This is a genomic window from Nocardia sp. NPDC056541 (assembly GCF_042794235.1).
Lineage (GTDB): Bacteria > Actinomycetota > Actinomycetes > Mycobacteriales > Mycobacteriaceae > Nocardia.
The window spans coordinates 155,666-173,466 of sequence record NZ_JBHTUD010000003.1; the positions used below are offsets into that span (position 1 = coordinate 155,666).

Sequence of the window (17,801 nt, forward strand, 5' to 3'; positions counted from 1 at the left end):
GTGCGCCCGGCGCTCCCGCGCAGGGCGGGCGCCCGCAGGGTGGCGGCCCGGTGCCTGGTGGACGCGGTCCGCAGGGACCGCCGCCGAACCGTCAGCAGGGGCCGCCGCCCGGTGGGATGCCGCCGCGTCGGCCGGGTCAGCCGCCCCAGCGTCCCGGTGGTCCGCAGGGCGGACCGCCTCCGCAGGGTGTGCCCGGTCAGGGCAGGCCGCCGCAGGGTAGGCCCCCGCAGCCGGGCCGCGCCGCGCCGCCCGCGGCAGGCGCCACACAGAAGTTGCCGCGTCCCGGCAGCCCCGACGAGTCGACCGTGCGGGCGAATCAGCCGGGGCGGACCGTGCGCGGCGCGAACGACGACGTAGCCAGGACGGCTCGCGCGGGCGGTGCCGCCGCGGCCACCCGGGCCGGCGCTGGCCGGCGCCCCGGTGGGCCCACCACCGGTGAACGTCGCGCCACCACGCCGGGTGGTCCCACCACCGGTGAACGTCGCGCCGCCGGCGTGGGCGGCACCCCGCCGCCGACCGGTCCGCGCAACCGCCGCGACGGGGGCGGGGGCGACGACGGCTCCGGTAGTGATGGTGCGGTGAAGAAATCGCCGTGGCGGATCGTGCGCCGGACACTCTATGTCCTGATGGCCCTGGCCATCGTCGTGCCGAGCGCGGTGTTCCTGGTCGCCTACACGGCGGTGTCGGTGCCCAAGCCGGGCGATCTCGAGACCAACCAGGTGGCGACGATCTTCGCCAGCGACGGCTCCACCGAGATCAGCAAGGTGGTCCCGCCGCAGGGCAACCGCACCGAGGTCTCGATCGATCAGATCCCGCCGCACGTGCGCAATGCCGTGATCGCCGCCGAGGACCGCGACTTCTACACCAACCCCGGCTTCTCGGTCTCGGGCTTCGCCCGCGCCGCCCGCGACAACGTCCTCGGCAAGGAAAGCGCCGGTGGTGGTTCCACGATCACCCAGCAGTACGTGAAGAACGCGCTGGTCGGTGACGAGCGGTCGATGACGCGCAAGATGCACGAGCTGGTGATCTCGGCCAAGATGGCGCGGCAGTGGAGCAAGGAAGACATCCTCGCCGCCTACCTGAACACCATCTACTTCGGTCGTGGCGCGTACGGCATCGACGCCGCGTCCAAGGCCTACTTCGGCAAGCCGGTGCAGGAGCTGACTGTGGCCGAGGGCGCTGTCCTGGCCGCGACCATCCAGCTGCCCTCGATGCTGGATCCGGAGAAGAACCCCGAGGGCGCCAAGACCCGCTGGAGTTACGTGCTCGACGGCATGGTCGCGGAGAACAACCTGCCCGCGACGGAACGTCAGGGGATGCAATACCCACAGGTGGTGTCGCTGGCTTCGCTCGGCGACAAGAACAACGACGAGGGCCCGAACGGTCTGGTGAAGAATCAGGTGCTCCAGGAGCTCTCGACCGCGGGCATCAGCGAGCAGCAGCTGAACACCGAGGGCTTGCAGATCACCACCACGATCGATCAGAAGGCGCAGGACGCCGCGATCAAGGCCGCACAGGGCAAGCTCGACGGTGAGCCGGAGAACCTGCGCACCGCGGTGGTCTCCGTCGACCCGCGCACCGGTGCGGTGCGCGCCTACTACGGCGGCAGCGACGGGCAGGGCTACGACTTCGCCAATGCCGGTCTGCCGACGGGCTCCTCGTTCAAGGCGATCGGTCTGGCCGCGAATCTCGAACAGGGCGTCCCGCTTTCGCAGCTCTACGACAGCTCGCCGATCACCGTCAACGGCATCAAGATCGGCAACGTCGAGGGTGAGGGCTGTGGCATGTGCACCATCGCCGAGGCGCTCAAGCGTTCGCTGAACACCAGCTTCTACCGCATGCAGCTGGACATGCAGAACGGTCCGCAGAAGATCGCCGATATGGGCCACAAGCTCGGTATCGCGACGGAGCTGCCCGGCGTCGGCGCCACGCTGACCGAGCCCGGCGGCGTCGGCCCCAACAACGGCATCGTGCTCGGCCAGTACCAGTCGCGCCCGCTCGACATGGCCTCGGCGTACGCCACCTTCGCGGCCTCGGGCGTCTACCACGCACCGCATTTCGTGCAGAAGGTCGTCACCGCCAAGGGTGAGGTGCTGCTCGATCGTGGCGAGCCCGCCGGTGAGCAGCGGATCAGCGCGGCCGTGGCCGACAACGTCACCGCGGCGATGAAGCCGATCGCGGCCTACTCGCGCAACCACAACCTGGCCGGCGGCCGCGAATCCGCCGCCAAGACCGGTACCCACCAGCTCGGCGACACCGGCAACAACCGGGACGCCTGGATGGTCGGCTACACCCCGTCGCTGTCGACCGCGGTGTGGGTCGGTACCGAGCAGGGCGACGCGCTCAAGAACTACGGCGGCGGCAGCATCTACGGTTCCGGTCTGCCTTCCGACATCTGGAAGGCGACGATGGACGGCGCGCTGTCGGGCACGTCGAACGAGTCGTTCCCCAAGCCCGCCCCGATCAAGGGCCAGGCCGGTGTGCCGGAATGGTCGGCGCCCTACACCGCGCCGTCGACCACCGCGCCCGCGATCGTGCCGCCGGTGATCGTGCCCTCGCAGGTCGAGATCCTGCCCGGCATCCGGATTCCGGTGCCCGGGGTGCAGCAGCAGCCCGCGGTGCCGCAGTCGCAGTCCACGCCCGAGACCGGTGCGGGCCCGCTGCCCGGCCAGCCGACGGCGGGGCCGGACGGCGCGCCCGCGACCCCCGGAAACGGCAACGGCGGGTCGAACAGACCGGGTAATGGCGCCAACGGCAACGACAACGAGAGCAGCGGCGCGGGAACCACGCCGACCCGATCCCGGTAACCACCGGTAGCCTCGGATGTCGTGACCGATCAGCAACTCGCGGACCAGCCGGCATCGAGTGGTACCCGGCCGGGCCGCGAGGCGGGGTACGTGGCGCCCGCCCGGCTGGCGCCCGACCTCCGCTCGATCGATGCCCGCGACCGGCCGAGCCGCAACGACTCGCTGACCGCACAGCTGTCCACCGTGGTCGGCGGCCCGGTCGGCGATCACGCGCTGATCGGGCGGGTGCGGTTCTGGACGCCGCTGCGGGTGATGTTCGCCTTCACGGTGATCTTCCTGGCGCTGGGCTGGTCGGCGAAGGCCGGCTGCATCCAGCAGACCAGCGATGGCGATGGCGGTCTGATGCTGGACTGGAACAACGGCCGCCAGTACGTGGCCATGTGCTACTCCGACACCGTTCCGCTCTACGGTGCCGAACGGCTCAACGAGGGCGCGTTCCCGTACAAGAAGTCCTGGACCGAATCGACGCCCGACGGCGGCACCGAGACCAGATACATGGAGTATCCGGTGCTGTCGGGCCTGTACCAGTACGCGGCGATGCAGATCGGCAACGTCTGGGATCACCTGCCGTTGCCCGGCGCGATGTCGGTGGTGGTGTATTTCAACGTGGTCGCACTCGGCCTTTCGGTCGGCTGGCTGATCACGGTCTGGGCGTCGTCGCGATTAGCCGGGCGACGGGTGTGGGATGCCGCGCTGATCGCGGTGTCGCCGTTGGTGATCGTGCACATGTTCACGAATTTCGATGCGCTGGCAACGGCTTTCGCGGCTACCGGGCTGTTGGCGTGGGCGCGGCGTAAGCCGGTGCTCGCGGGCATCCTGCTCGGACTGGGCGGGGCGGCGAAGTTGTATCCGCTGCTGCTACTCGGGCCGATCGTGGTGCTGTGTCTGCGAGTGGATCCGATGCAGCGTCAGCCCGCCGCGCGGGCCGGGCTGCGGTTGCGCGATGTCGACAGTCTCGATTCCGCCCGCACCTGGCTGCGTGAAACGCCCGCGCGGACACATCTTTTCGCATTGCGGCCACTGGGCACGGCAACCCTCACGGTCATCGCCGCGGTGGGCACCTGGGCGGCCGTGAATCTGCCGATCGCGGCGCTGTACCCGCAGGGTTGGCGAGAGTTCTTCCGGCTCAACACCACTCGCCACGCCGACCCCGATTCGATCTACAACGTGATCACCTCGTTCACCGGCTGGACCGGCTTCGACGGGCCGATCGGACACGGTGTACCCCCGACCGTCCTGAACACGGTCTCGCTGCTGGCCTTCGTCGCCGCCTGCGCGGGCATCGCCTACCTGGCGCTCACCGCGCCACGACGGCCGCGCCTGACCCAGCTGTGCTTCCTCGTGGTCGCGGCGTTCCTGCTGACGAACAAGGTGTGGAGCCCGCAGTACTCGCTCTGGCTGGTGCCGCTGGCCGTACTGGCGCTGCCACACCGCCGAATCCTGCTGGCCTGGATGACGATCGACGCACTGGTCTGGGTGCCGCGCATGTACTACTACCTCGGCGAGGACAACAAGGGCCTGCCCGAACAGTGGTTCACCGGCACCGTCGTCCTGCGCGACCTGGCAGTCCTCGGCCTGTGCGCGCTGATCGTCTACGAGATCCTGCGCCCCCAGAACGACGTGGTCCGCCGCGACTTCGTCGACGACCCGGCGGGCGGGGTCCTCGACCGAGCCCTCGACCCGCTACTCCCCTGGCTCCCGGAATTCCTGCGCCCGAAACAGGCCACGATCAGCGCCCGACCGATATCGGTGCTGAACTGATCCGAGCGGGCGGAGGTGCGGGTCTACATCCGCAGGTAGCGGGCCTGGAGTTCGGGTTCGGCGGGGAGCATGTCGAGGTCTAGCTCCCAGGCGTTGCCGGTCCAGGGGTCGAACAGGGGGGTGCCGGGCATCGTGGGGAGGTGCCTGCACGACTGGGCGAGGAGATCTACCGGGCCGTCGCCGAATTCGCCGCCGCCGCTGCCGACGATGACCAGGGACAAGCCGATCAGGTCGCCGCGGACCATCAGTTGGCCCAGGCGCACCACGTCGCTGCCCTGGTAGCCGTGGGGGAAGTCGGCGGCGACGAGGATGCGGTGTTCGGTGGGGGGTACGGCTTGTCCGCTGTTGTAGGCGATGTCGGCGAGCTCGGCCGCGTGGGCGAGCTCGGCGAGGCGGGCGGAGATGTCGCCGTGATCGGCGATCACCGGGCCCGCCAACAGCGGGGCGAGCGGGGCGGCCAAGGTGCGCAGGCCGCCGGTGAGGTCGATCAGGTCGACCTTGGTCGGCTTGTCGGGGATCGCGGCGACGAGCCGGGCCACCAGGGCGCCGATCACGCGCGCGGCCGCGGCGGTGGATTCCGTGTCGACCCACAGCGGCCGGTTCAGCGGCACCGGAACGCAATACGGCACCCGCAGGCCACCGCGGTCGAGCGCGTACAGCTCGCCGAGCCGGATGCCGTCGCTGCGGGCGGCGCGGGTGGTCCACGCGGGCGCGAGCCAGGAGGCCAGCGCGGCGGGCATGGCGGCGTCGGCTTCGGCGATCTCGAGGCCGAGTTGGTCACTGTCGCGGCGATGGTCGGCGTCGGCGAGGGCAACCAGGTCGTCGTGGCGACGTTGCGCTTGCGCGCGGGCCGCGTCGGCGGCGGGGGTGTTGCGGGTCGCCGGATTCGACACCGCTTCGGAGAGTTCCTGATCCAGGCGTTTGGTCGCGTAGTCGCGAGCCGAGACCAGGGCGGCGGCCGAGCGAGCGGCGTCTTCGAAGATCATCCACATGCGTTGCAGACCGTGCTCGACTTCGAGCGGAATGCCCGATGCGGGAACAGGTCTCGCGACCGTCTCCGTGGGAGCGCTCGGCGGTGCGAGCGGCGCCGCCTGCCAGGCCTGCGCGGGGGCGGGCTCGGGAGGGGTTACGCCGTGCGCGGTGAGCAGCTGAGCCGAGCCGCCGGCGTACCCCTGACCGAGCGCCCGCAACTTCCAGCCACCACCGCGCCGATACACCTCGAGGCAGATCAGCGCACTCTCACCGGCGGTCGGCGAGATGACGAATTCCGCGGCGGGACTACCGTTTTCGTACAGCGACGCCGTCACCGTACCGAGCGCGTGCCCGCCCGTGACGAACAGCAGCACAGCATGCGCGTCGGACCTGATCTGCGACAGCGTCAGCTCCACCGCCGCCCCCGCGAAGCTCACGCCGGAGGCCGAGGGCCGCGACGAGCACACGTGATCGTGCACGTCGCGAACCCGCAGATCCTCGCCGACCACCAGCGCCCCGAGTTCGACGGCGCCGGTGGTCTGCGCGGTGAAGCGCACGGAATCAGCGGTCAGCGCAGTGTTCTGCCCTGCCTTCAGGTGAATCACGGTGTCTGCCTGTCTTGGTTCAATTACCGCCGAGGAATCGGCCCAGCTGCGGCACCGCTTCACCGGGGTGCTTGGCATTGAAGCCCTCGCCGAGCGCCTGCATCTTCCAGTCGCCGCCGACGCGGTACACCTTCGCCATCGCCATCGCGGTGAACGGCATTCCGCCCGCGAGGGTGTAGCGGGCCAGCTCGCCGTTGGTGGCGCCGTCGATCAGGCGGCTGAAGGCGTTCTGCACCTGTTCGAAGGAGTGACCCTTGTACGAGGTGACGATGAACAGCAGCGTGGTGATGTGCGCCGGGATCCGGGTGAGGTCGACGAGGATCATCTCGTCGTCGCCGTCGCCCTCACCGGTGAGGTTGTCACCCTGGTGGCGCACCGACCCGTCCTTCGACGACAGCTGGCCGTAGTAGGCCACGTCGACGAGGTTCTGGTCGGCGAACAGGCAGACCGAGGCGTCGAGGTCGATGTCGACGGTGCGGTTGCCGAACATCCCGCGCGTGCGCACCGGGTCCCAGCCGAGGCCCATCTTCACGAAGGTCAGCGCGGCGCCGCCCTCCTTGCGCAGCGTGACCCGCTGCCCCTTCTGCAAGCTGACCGGGCGATCCTTGCTCAAACTGATCTCGCCTGCGGGCTGCTGCGGCGCACCCTGCGCGGGCGGCGGGTAACCCTGTCCGGGCGGCGGCGGGTAGCCGCCACCGGGCGGCTGCTGGGCCGGGCCGGGAGGCGGCGGGTAGCCACCGCCGGGCGGCGCGTAGGCGGGCGCGGCCTGCTGCGGGTAGCTGGGCGCGGACTGCGGCGGGTAGGCGGGCGGGGCCTGCTGCGGCGGAGGCGGCGGGGGCGCGGCCTGCTGCGGGGCGGCCTGGGCGGGTGAATCATCCACCTGCACACCGTGATCGGTGACCAGCGCGGCGAAACCACCGGCGTAACCTTGGCCGACCGCGCGCACCTTCCAGCTGCCCTGTCGGCGGTACAGCTCGAGCGCGATCACGATCGACTCGGCGTTCAGGCCGTCGATCTGGTAGCTGAACAGCTGGTTTCCCGAAGCATCGGAGACCAGCGCGGTGGGCGGCGCGAAGCGGCCGAAATTGCTGGTCGCGTCGTCGAGGGTGATCACCGCGCGGATCTGATCGATGTCGGCGGGCACCGCGGACAGCGAAACAGCAAGTGAGGCAGGCTGACCCGTCGGCCCGGGCCGCAGATCGACACCCGGCCCACTCGGCTGGTTGTAGAAGACGAAATCAGCGTCGGTGCGGACCTTGCCCTGCTCGGTCACGAGCAGCGCGGACAGGTCGGCCGGTGCGGTGACCTGGAGCGAGATCACCACGTCACTGACGGCCAACGGGCCGTTCTGGCCCTTGGCGAGTGTTGCAGACAAGTTAGACCCTTCGCTTGTCGTTTGGTGGGTGTTCCACGGCAGTGCTTGCCACTCTACGAGAAACCGGCCGCACGCGTCCGTGCTCTGTGGCCCGGGCGTACTTTCCCCTGATCGGTTAGGGTGACGTCGCAGTCGGAACGGGCGGTAGAACCGCCTTCGCAGAGGGGACGGGCACACACCTGTCATGGCGCAATTGTTCGAACAGTCGAAGAAGGTGATCGAGGCGCAGCTCGCGGGGACGAGTATCCGCGCGATCTCCGGCTCGATGGTGGCCTACGAAGGCAATGTCCAGTTCAAATCGGCCGGGTTCGGCGGCGGCGAGGGCGTGCTCAACGGCCTCAAGCGCCGCGCCACCGGCGAGAAACTGTCACTGATGGAGTGCACCGGCAACGGGCGCGTGTTCCTGGCGGTGAACGGCCAGAACGTCACCGTGGTGAACCTGAACAACGAGACGCTCCAGGTCGAGTCGCAGCAACTGCTGGCCTTCGCGGGCAATCTGCGTACCGATGTGCGGTTCGCCGGGGTCGGCGGGATGTCGGCGGGCAGCGGGCTGTTCACCACCACGGTCAGCGGGCAGGGCCAGGTGGCGCTGCTGTCGGCCGGTGGGCCGCTGATCCACCTCGAAGTGTCGCCGCAGTTTCCGCTGATCGTGGATCCCGACGCGTTCGTCGCCTCGCGCGGCAATCTCAACCAGTCGTTCATCACCGACGTTTCCTGGCGGTCGATGGTCGGACAGGATGCGGGCGAGGCGTTCTCGCTGCGGTTCGACGGCCAGGGTGTCGTGCTGATCCAGCCGGCGGAACGGTAGGGACAGGCGATGTTCGAGAAGGTCAACGGCAAGGTAGTCAAAGTCAACGTCGGTCAGGCGGGTGGCGTCGTCGCCCGTTCCGGCGCGATGCTGTTCTACACGGGTCAGGTCGCGTTCGCACCGCACCAGATTCCCGGCGCCGGTCAGGGCATGGGCGGCGGCGGTCTGATGCGGATGGCCGGGCAGATGATGGCCGGTGAGCACGAGCGGACCATGCTGGCGCAGGGCAACGGTGAGGTCCATTACGGATTCGCCGGGCTCGAGGTGCACGTGGTGCAGATGCAACCGGGCGCGGTGTTGCGGGCCGAGGCTTCACGCCTGCTCGCGCAGTCGGCCGGTTTGCAGGCTTCGGTGGTGTCGGTCGCCAGTTCGGGCGGTAGCGGTGGTGGCGGCGGCGGTCTGATGGGCGCGCTGCGCGGCGCCGCGGCGGGCGTCGCGACCGGGCAGGGCATGTTCACCACCCAGCTCAGCGGACAGGGTTCGGCGGTGCTGCTCGCGCACGGCGGCTTCCTGGAACTGCAAGTGGGCGGACCGAATCCGATCGTTGTCGACCCGCAGGCGTTCGTCGCCGCGTACGGCAACGTGCAGACCGAGCTGAAGTCCGCGATGAGCTGGCGCGACGCGGTGGGTCGCGGCGCGGGCGAGGCGATGCAATTGCATTGCCACGGACAGGGTGTGGTGTACGTGCAGGCCTCCGAAGAGAAGTTGTGAACCGATGAGCGAAATCCTCTCGCCGATGAATCTCGGTGCCAGCGACAACATTCCGGGCAACAGCTACGCCTACTGCATCGATCTGACCGGTCCCTGGTTCATGCGCAAGGGCGCGATGATCGCCTACTACGGGCAGATCGAGTTCCAGATGCTCACGCACGGGCTGCAGGGCGGCCTGATGCACATGGTGAGCAGCCAGTTCTCCGCGCCGCTGTTCGCGGGCGACTACGTGGTGGCGCAGGGGCACGGCAAGCTGATCATCGGCGACCGCGGTTACGACATCAATTCCTATGACCTCGAAGAAGGCAACCTCACCATCCGCGGCGCGAACCTGCTGGCCTTCGAGCCCGGACTGGCGCTCAAGCAGTCGATCGTGCCCGGATTCCTCACGCTGATCGGCACCGGCAAGTTCCTCGCGTCGTCGAACGGGCCGGTGATGTTCGCCGAACCGCCCCTGCGCGTCGACCCCGAATCCCTGGTGGGCTGGGCCGATTGCCCGTCGCCCAGTCACCACTACGACCAGGGCTGGATCGGCAGTTTCCTCGCGGCGGGTGCGGCCAGGATGGGCGCCAACTCCGGGGAGGAACGGCAGTTCGACTTCACCGGAGCGGGCACGGTGCTGATCCAGTCGACCGAGAAGATCATGAGCGACAACGCCCTGGTGCGCACCATCGAGGGGCAGCTCCAGAGCGGCGTCACGGTGGGCGGTCTCCAGCGTATTCAGGGCGTGATCGCCCAGCAGCTGGCCGGTCAGCAGCAGCACTACTGAGCACGTCGAACCCGGGTGCCGTTGCGGCGCCCGGGTTTTCGGTTGCCTACGCGGGGACCGTGGCGCGCTCAGCCGCCGCGTGGAACCACCCGAGGATCTCCTCGCCTGCCAGGATTCCCGAGGACGTGGTGATCGTGAGGTTGGGGGCGGTGAAGTTCAGTTCTTCCAGCTCGCCGTGGCGGGGGCGGATCGCGGCATCGGCCGCCTTCAGCATCTCGGCGTCCAGTGCGCCGTCGCCCGCGGTGAACAGCGTTGCCCCGTCGGATAATTCGCCGGATCCGGTCAGCCTGCGACGGACTTCGGCGACAGCGAGACTCTTGCAGACGGCGTCGGGCATCGTGTAGATCTTGCGACCCTGCTGGGACGCCGACCAGCCGTTGGCGCGGCACCAGGTGTCCCATTCGGCGAGGAAACCCGCGGGGACCAGGTCGGGGCGGACCACCAGGTAGCAGAACAGCTCGTCGGCCTCGCGGTACTTGGTGACCCAGGAATCGTCGATGCGGGAGCGTAATTCGGCGCCCACGTCGGCGAGGATAGCGCCCGACGCGTTGACCTGGTCGTCGATGGCCACGCGCCACGCGGGGTCGGGGATGCCGTCGACCAGGATGTTGCCGCCGTTGCTGGTGATGGCGTACCGCCACGGAGCACCGGGGAGGGCGATGCGCTGGAACTGTTCGATGGTGCGGGTGGTCGTCGGAATCACCGGAGCGCCTGCCGCGAGCTCGCGCAGGGCCGCGATGGCGCTGATGGTCATGTAGGAGAGCGGTTCACCCTCGTAGTACTCGACGCACTCCTTCGCGACGGCCTCGGCACCACCGAAGCCGTTGCGGGAGAAGATCATCGTGCGATCCAGATCGGTCGCGAAGAGGGACTCGGCGGTCACCGGGGTAGCTCCTTGATCAGGCCCATGCAGGAGTAGGCCAGGTCGGGGACCACTTCCACCGGGACATTGCGCGCCGCGGCGAGCAGGCGGATGTGGGCGTGCTCCGGTGCGTCTGCCTCACGGACCAGCACTCGCCACGGTACCCGGCGCAACAGCACCCGGGTGGTCTCGCCGACGCCGGGCTTCACGTAATTGACTGTGCTGATGCCGTATTCGGCGCGGACCTTCTCCACCGACGCCCACCCGGACCAGTCCGGCGTGCGGTCGGAATCGCGGATGGCGGCGACGGCGGCGGGCACCTGCTCGCTGATCGTGCCGAAAGCCGCTGTGACGGTGTCGATCAGCTGGTTCGAGACATCGGCGCCGATCAGGTCGCGGTAGAACTTGGCGCCGTGGAACTCGCCGGGGCCGATCAGGGTGCCGTTCAAGACGGTGCGTGAAACCAGGCCGGACACCGTCGAATTGAGGCAGGCCGAGGCGATGAGGAAGTCGTCACGGGTGCCGTAGGTGCGTACACAGTTGGCGGGGTCGGCCAGAACCACGAGCTCGTCGTTGAATCTGGCGCCGCCGGCGGCGTGATAGGCGTCGAGGGCGGCGGTGAGTTCGTGGGTGATCGCACCCTTGCCGGTCCAGCCGTCGACGAAGACGATCGAGGACGGATCATGATGGCGGGCGAGGTAGTCCAGTGCCACCGCGTCGATACCGCGATCACGAACGATCGAGACCGCGTAATGCGGCACGGTCAGGGGCTCGCGGCCGATCCCGCTGACGAGCCAACGCCGCATGAGCACGCCGACGGGCGTGCCCGCCCTGGCCAGCGACACCAGGACCACGTTCGCACCACGTTCGGCGACAACGAGTTCGGCCACGGTCGCGACGGCCAGCGCCAGTCGCTCCGCGCTGTCGGCCAGCACGCGATCGAAGAGCTCGCGATATTCGGCGTCGGGCTGGAACTCCACGGGCAACGACTCGGCGTAATGGGCCACACCGGCTTGGATGCGCCGTTCGCGTTCCGTCACATCGGCTTCCAGATCGGCGTCCGAGAGATCTTTCAGCAGCCACGAAACATCCTCGGGCGCATACGAACCGAACGCGGGGCCGTGCAGGGCTTCGGGGAACGGCCCCGCACCCGGCTGCTTCGGGGCCGCGGCAGAGCTCGAGCCGCCACCGTGTTCCGCGCGGCCCGCACGGTCCGCAGAATCGGTCGCCACGGTCGATTCCTTGCGACTCGGCGCGTTCGCGCTGGTGGCGGAATCGTTGTACGACACCGACAGTGACGCAGTCCCAGCCACTCGCTCAGCGGTCCGGCCCGCGTGCAGCGCACGAGGATCCGCACCTGGCACGACTGCGATCAGGATATCGGCGCCCGACGCGGTGAGGACGTCGACCAGGCCGCCAGGGGCGACGAGTTCCGGCGTATCGGCGGGCGGATCGATGACGACCAGCAGGACCGGGTCCGCGTCGGGCCACTGGGCGTTGTAGAGGTAGCGCTGGGCGGTGGGGTCGGGTTCCGGGGCGGTGAACCGGAAGCCGCGGCGTAGGGGGTAGCCGGGTTCGTCGAGGACGTATGCCGGTGAACGGGTGGTGGTTTGGAAGCGGGCGGGGATGCCTGCGTCGGCCAGGTCGGCGGCCAGGCGCAAGGGGAGGTACATGAGTTCTTCGTGGCCGATGACGATGACCGGACGGCCGGCGAACTCGGCGTCGAGGCGGGAGTTCACCTCGTCGGCGATGGATTTCACCGCGACGTCGAAGGCGGCGTTGTCCGAGCGAAGGGTGCCGTGCCGACCGCCCTCGGGAACGTCGGCGGGCCAGGTCAATTCGATGCGTCCGTACGAACCCCGCTCGGTGGCGATCGGATTCAGCCGCGGTTCGGGCAGTGCGGTCACCGTGTCTATCAGCCCGGCCGGTAGCTCGGTGCGACCGGATGCCAGGCAGACCGTGTCGATGCGCGCACCGAGTTCGGCTGCGGCGGCTTCGAATTTGATCCGATCGGCAGGTGTGCGCATGTCGACCAGTGAGGCGAGGACGTAATGCGAGCGGGGAGCGAACGCGTGCAGTGCGCGGACCGCGTCGATGGCGGTGTCGCCGGTGGAGATCTCGTCGTCGACGAGCACCAGCGGCAGATCGTTGGCGAAGATCGCTGCGGGGGCGGGCTGGAGCAGGTGCGAGGTGGCGTGCGAATGACCCTCTTCGAAGCCGGTCAGTGTGGTGGCCCGTGACTCGTGCCTGCGGGTGGAGTGCAGGTAGCAGCCCGCGTCGATCCGCGCGGCCACGCAGTGACCGAGACCGGTAGCGGTCTCGGCGAATCCGAGCACCACGGCTTCACGATCACCCAGCACCTCGCGCACCAGATCGGCCAAGCGGTTACCCGCACCGATCACGATGCGCGGATCGGTCGGCAGGTGCTTGCCCAGCACCGTGGAAACCAGCAGATGGGCCCGCCGCGGATTGCGGCGCAGACCCGGCTGCACCAGCGCACCGATCGCGAACTCGCCCGTCAGCACGCTCTCGGCGGACAACGCCACGAACCTCTCGGCCGAGGTCGCGGCGACATCGACGCTCTCACCGGTCACGCCATCGGCCGACCTCGCCGCGAGCACCTCACCCGGCACGTCGTCCTCGGCCGAGCGCGCGGCGAAGGACTCGCCGTGGTGCAGCTCGATGCCGAGATTCACTGTCGCCCACGGTGTTTCGAACGCACTCATTCGGCGATCATCGCTGTCAGCAAGTCCACGAAAGACACTCCCTTGTTCGCGACCCCGAACGCACGGGCCCGAACCAGCGTCTGGCGGGCCCAACTGCGGTGCGGGCGCATCTCGTTCATCTTGTTGCGGTATTCCGAGGCCGCGACGCCACCGACATCGGCCGCCATGATGTCGAGCGCGTCGGCGTACTCCTCGTGGGTCACCACCGACAGCGCGTGCACCACGGCCACGTGCGAGGGGTGGATCACCGTTTTGCCCTGGATGCCGTTGGCGCGGTCGAGGGTGATCTCGCGCAGCAGGCCGTCGAGGTCGCGGCTCACCAGGTACTGGCGGAACTTCACCGCGTCGGATTCCTCGAACGGCGCGCTGCGCAGCTGCGGCCGGAACATCCGCTCGTGATCGGCGAAGTACTCCCACACCGGTCCGGTGATGATGAAGCCGGTGCCGTCGACGCGGCCGAGGTAATTGACGATGTCGGCGATCACGTCGGCGACCACCCGCACGTCGTAGATCGTGAGGTCGCGGTCGCGGCGGATGCCGAAGGTCGAGCACATGTCGGTGGCGCCGATTCGCACCGCCAGCAGCTGCTCACGGTGTCCGGCGAGCAGATCGGCGATGCGCGAGAGCTGCTCGTCACGGGTCTGGCGGTGCACCAGGTTCGACGATTCGAGCACCGGCATCGCGTAGACCGGACGGCCGAGGCTGCGGTTGGCGTCGTCGAGCGCGGCCAGGTAGGCGGGCCCGCTGACGGCGTCGAACTTGGGGAAGACGAATCCGGTGAGCACGTCGGCGCCCGGTCCGAGCGCGGCGACCAGTTCGCCGACCGAGGCCGCGTCGCGGACCCGGATGAACAGCATCGGGTTCGCGTCTTCGCCGCGTGCGAGCAGATCCAGGGTGTCCACCGCGTGCTGTTTGGCGGCCTCCACCTGGTGATCGGCGACCGCGTCCTCGAGGTCGATCACCATCGAGCACACCCCGCGCGCGGCCCGCCGGCGAATCGTGGCGGCGAGATCGGGGCGGGTCGCGGGCACATACAGGGTCGCGCCGAGCGCGGTCGCCAGCAGCTCCCGGTCGTCGTGGCCTTGAATCGGCTCCGGTTCGACCAGGAACAACTCCCGGCGGCGGGGACCCTGCAACTGCTGGAAATGGCGCAGCGGTACCTGCTTACGCAAGCAAACTTCCGGTGCGATGGCGTAGCCCGCGGTCATTCCCCCCACCTCATCTGTCGACCCATGTCATTTCTTACTTTTCGGAAGCGTGTTTTCTGATGCGCTCGACTACGCCCGCGATGAACTCTGCGACGGTACCCAGCTCGGTAACATACGCCCAGTAGTCCGGGTGGCGACCAGTAAGTCCAGCGGTGATGCGATCGAGGCGTTCTGCTTGTGCATCGAGAACCGAGCCCCACTCGGCGACCAGTCCTCGGTCGACCGCCAGCATCTGCGCGTCCCGCAGCCGGAATCGTACGGTGCGGGCCTGAGCTTCGGGGTCGGTACGTACCTCACGTAACAATTCGAGGCGCCGGGTGACGGCGTCGACCAACTGCTCGGCCTCGGCGAGGTACGCGCGTGCGGTGGCGGTCAAATCAAGGGCGGTCTCCGGATCACGATCGGCTGCCGCGACGCGCGCGCCGACCAGCGCTTCGTCGGCGGCGTCCATGCCACGACGGCTTTCCCGCTCATTGTTGGTCAAGTCCGCCGAACTCGCAGCACTGAACTCACGCAGCAGCGCGGAGTAGGCCGGTCCGAGCGCGCCGGCACGGTTGCCGACGGCAGCAAGGCGGGTGGTCACCGACGCGATCGCGTTCGCGGCAGCCGAGGCACGAGAAGGGGCCTGCGCCAACGCATTCGATAGTTCCGCCGTCGCCTCTTGCACCGTATTCGCAGCCTCGCGCGCGGCCGCGACCGACGTGCCGGGATCGCTGGAAGAGGCTGTGATCAGAGCCTCATTCAGCCTCCTTACACCCGCGGAGATCGAGGGGTAATTCGCGAATCCGGACGACGCCGCGGCGGCCAGCACCTGCTCGGCCTCGGCCCGCACGTGTGTCAGCAACTGCGGCACCGACGCTCGCACAGTCGCGGCTTCGGCGAGGCCGGCGCGGTGCGCGTTGTAGAAATCGTCGACCCCACGCGCGGCCTCGTTCAGCTGCCGGACCAGCGCGTCCGCCCTGGCCGGACCGTCCGCGATCGGGGTGCCCGCGGCCTCGGCGGCGTCGAGTTCCTCGGTGAAACTCAGATACGCGCCCGCCGCGGCGTAGCACCGCGCCCGCACCGGCTCCCAGACCGCGCCGATCCGGCGGTCAGGGAAGACCTGCTCACTGGCCACCACGCCCGCCTCCGCCGCCGTCTGCCTGCGATCCATATCCAGAAAGGCGGCCGACGCCGCGGCCCGCGCCCCGCTGATCCACTCATGATCCGCCCCCGATCTGAACCATCCGCGTCTGCGAGGTGTCACCGGCACATCCCCTTTCCGAACCACGGCCGCGGTTCGCCCACTCACTGCCGTCGATGGTAGGAGATTCACCCCGTTAACCTGGGCTGCAGACGGTTCCTACGCAAGATCCACGAAACCTATTACTGTCGTAGCGGTACCCGGCGATTCGGACATGCTGGGAAACGACACACCGGACTAATCGAAGGGATTCCCGCATGGGTGTCAGTCTGTCCAAGGGCGGCAACGTTTCGCTGAGCAAAGAGGCTCCGGGCTTGACCGCGGTCTCGGTCGGCCTCGGCTGGGACGTGCGCACTACCACCGGCACTGACTTCGACCTCGACGCGAGCGCCATCGCGACCGGCGCCGACAAGAAGGTCGTCTCCGACAAGCACTTCGTCTTCTTCAACAACCTGAAGTCCCCCGAGGGCGCCATCGAGCACAAGGGCGACAACACCACGGGTGAGGGCGAAGGCGACGACGAGGTCATCGACGTCGACCTCGCCAACACCCCGCCGACCATCGAGAGCATCTTCTTCCCGGTATCGATCTACGATGCCGAGACTCGCTCACAGTCGTTCGGTCAGGTACGCAACGCCTACATCCGCGTGGTCAACAAGGCCAACGGCACCGAGCTCGCCCGCTACGACCTGTCCGAGGACGCCTCGACCGAGACCGCTATGGTCTTCGGCGAGCTGTACCGCAACGGTGCCGAATGGAAGTTCCGCGCCGTCGGTCAGGGCTACGCCTCCGGTCTGTCCGGCATCGCTCGCGACTACGGCGTCAACGTCTAGTCACCCTCGCGAACAGGGGGCTCGGCACATCGGGCCCCCTGTTCGTGCGAAACAGAAAGGTCCCTCCGCGTGATAACGCGCATCTTCGGCCTGTCCATCGTCATCACGGTGTTCTCGCTGGTCGTGGCCTACCTCTACGGTGGCTTGACCGCTCTCGCACTGTGCGCCATCCTCGGCATTCTCGAGGTGTCGCTGTCGTTCGACAACGCCGTCATCAACGCCACCGTCCTGGAACGGATGAGCGAATTCTGGCAGCGGATCTTCCTGACTGTCGGCGTGCTGATCGCCGTGTTCGGTATGCGTCTGATCTTCCCGCTGGCCATCGTGTGGGTCACCGCGGGACTGAACCCGGTCGAGGCCTTCGACCTGGCGCTGAACCCGCCGGTGGACGACGCCGCCTACTTCCCTGACGGCAGCCCGAGCTACGAGACCCTGCTCACCGACGCGCACCCGCAGATCGCGGCGTTCGGTGGCATGTTCCTGGCGCTGCTGTTCCTGAACTTCATCTTCGAAGAGCGTGACATCACCTGGCTCAGCTGGCTCGAGAAGCCGCTGGCCAAGGCGGGCAAGCTCGACATGCTGTCGGTGGTCGTCGCCGGTACCGGTCTGGTGCTGGTCGCGGAGTTCCTGGCCGACGCCGACGATCGCTCCACCGTGCTGGTCTCCGGCCTGCTCGGCATGATCGTCTACATCCTGGTCGACGGCCTCGGTTCGATGTTCCACACCGAGGAGTTCGAAGAGGGCCCGCAGGGTGGCCCGTCCACGCTGGTCAAGGCGACCGGTAAGGCCGCGTTCTTCCTGTTCCTCTACCTGGAAGTGCTCGACGCGTCGTTCTCCTTCGACGGTGTCATCGGCGCGTTCGCCATCACCTCCGACCCGATCATCATCGCGCTCGGCCTCGGCCTGATCGGCGCGATGTTCGTCCGGTCGATCACGGTGTACCTGGTTCGCCAGGGCACGCTGTCGGACTACGTGTACCTCGAGCACGGCGCCCACTGGGCGATCGGTGCGCTGGCGGCGATCCTGCTCGTCTCGATCGGCGTGCACGTCAACGAGCTCATCACGGGCTTGATCGGCGTGGCGTTCATCGGCGCGGCGCTCGTCTCCAGCGTCCTGCGCAACCGCAAGGCGGAGCCGGACGCCGTGGAGGACGCCAAGGAGTCCGCTCCGGTCAGCTGATC

13 protein-coding genes are annotated in these 17,801 nt (G+C 68.5%); 7 read left to right on the plus strand and 6 right to left on the minus strand.

The features are described 5' to 3' along the window. Nucleotides 1–626 precede the first annotated feature (626 nt). Together ACFQ9R_RS06250 and ACFQ9R_RS06255 are read left to right on the plus strand one after the other, a co-directional pair. Nucleotides 627–2,807, plus strand: a complete 2,181-nt coding sequence (locus ACFQ9R_RS06250) for a transglycosylase domain-containing protein (protein WP_378989539.1) — start codon at nt 627–629, stop codon at nt 2,805–2,807. A gap of 21 nt (nt 2,808–2,828) precedes the next feature. Beyond that, nucleotides 2,829–4,568, plus strand: a complete 1,740-nt coding sequence (locus tag ACFQ9R_RS06255) for a glycosyltransferase family 87 protein (RefSeq protein WP_378989262.1) — start codon at nt 2,829–2,831, stop codon at nt 4,566–4,568. Nucleotides 4,569–4,591: 23 nt separating this feature from the next. On the opposite strand, the gene ACFQ9R_RS06260 is transcribed toward ACFQ9R_RS06255, so the two are convergent. Beyond that, entirely contained in the window at nt 4,592–6,145 is a 1,554-nt protein-coding gene (locus ACFQ9R_RS06260; protein ID WP_378989263.1) for a TerD family protein, read from the minus strand. A 19-nt stretch (nt 6,146–6,164) separates the two neighbouring features. Then, complete coding sequence (locus tag ACFQ9R_RS06265; protein WP_378989264.1) at nt 6,165–7,520, minus strand: TerD family protein; 1,356 nt, start codon at nt 7,518–7,520, stop codon at nt 6,165–6,167. A gap of 184 nt (nt 7,521–7,704) precedes the next feature. Between ACFQ9R_RS06265 and ACFQ9R_RS06270 the strand changes: the two genes are divergently transcribed. Genes ACFQ9R_RS06270 through ACFQ9R_RS06280 form a run of 3 tightly spaced genes read left to right on the plus strand, consistent with a single transcriptional unit; the run spans nt 7,705 to nt 9,808 of the window. Next, nucleotides 7,705–8,328, plus strand: a complete 624-nt coding sequence (locus ACFQ9R_RS06270) for an AIM24 family protein (RefSeq protein WP_378989265.1) — start codon at nt 7,705–7,707, stop codon at nt 8,326–8,328. A 9-nt stretch (nt 8,329–8,337) separates the two neighbouring features. After that, nucleotides 8,338–9,039: an AIM24 family protein gene (locus ACFQ9R_RS06275; protein ID WP_378989266.1), complete on the plus strand. Its 702-nt coding sequence runs from the start codon at nt 8,338–8,340 to the stop codon at nt 9,037–9,039. A gap of 4 nt (nt 9,040–9,043) precedes the next feature. Then, complete coding sequence (locus ACFQ9R_RS06280) at nt 9,044–9,808, plus strand: AIM24 family protein (protein ID WP_062990545.1); 765 nt, start codon at nt 9,044–9,046, stop codon at nt 9,806–9,808. Between the two features lie 46 nt (nt 9,809–9,854). On the opposite strand, the gene ACFQ9R_RS06285 is transcribed toward ACFQ9R_RS06280, so the two are convergent. From ACFQ9R_RS06285 to ACFQ9R_RS06300, 4 genes are read right to left on the minus strand one after another with little or no spacing between them, the layout of a single operon-like run. Continuing rightward, a complete protein-coding gene (locus tag ACFQ9R_RS06285) occupies nt 9,855–10,649 on the minus strand; it encodes an HAD family hydrolase (protein WP_378989540.1) in 795 nt (264 codons plus the stop codon). A gap of 38 nt (nt 10,650–10,687) precedes the next feature. After that, nucleotides 10,688–13,396 (minus strand): phosphoribosyltransferase, encoded by a 2,709-nt coding sequence (locus ACFQ9R_RS06290; RefSeq protein WP_378989267.1) that lies wholly within the window; start codon nt 13,394–13,396, stop codon nt 10,688–10,690. Beyond that, entirely contained in the window at nt 13,393–14,604 is a 1,212-nt protein-coding gene (locus ACFQ9R_RS06295; RefSeq protein WP_378989268.1) for an HpcH/HpaI aldolase/citrate lyase family protein, read from the minus strand. The genes ACFQ9R_RS06290 and ACFQ9R_RS06295 overlap by 4 nt, the downstream gene beginning before the upstream one ends. A gap of 34 nt (nt 14,605–14,638) precedes the next feature. Further along, complete coding sequence (locus ACFQ9R_RS06300; protein ID WP_378989269.1) at nt 14,639–15,757, minus strand: hypothetical protein; 1,119 nt, start codon at nt 15,755–15,757, stop codon at nt 14,639–14,641. Between the two features lie 287 nt (nt 15,758–16,044). On the opposite strand from ACFQ9R_RS06300, the gene ACFQ9R_RS06305 reads away from it, so the two are divergent. Beyond that, nucleotides 16,045–16,620 carry a TerD family protein gene (locus ACFQ9R_RS06305; protein ID WP_062990541.1) on the plus strand — a complete coding sequence of 192 codons (576 nt, stop codon included), beginning with the start codon at nt 16,045–16,047 and terminating at the stop codon, nt 16,618–16,620. 69 nt (nt 16,621–16,689) lie between these two features. Beyond that, nucleotides 16,690–17,799 carry a DUF475 domain-containing protein gene (locus ACFQ9R_RS06310; protein ID WP_378634866.1) on the plus strand — a complete coding sequence of 370 codons (1,110 nt, stop codon included), beginning with the start codon at nt 16,690–16,692 and terminating at the stop codon, nt 17,797–17,799. Nucleotides 17,800–17,801: the final 2 nt, after the last annotated feature.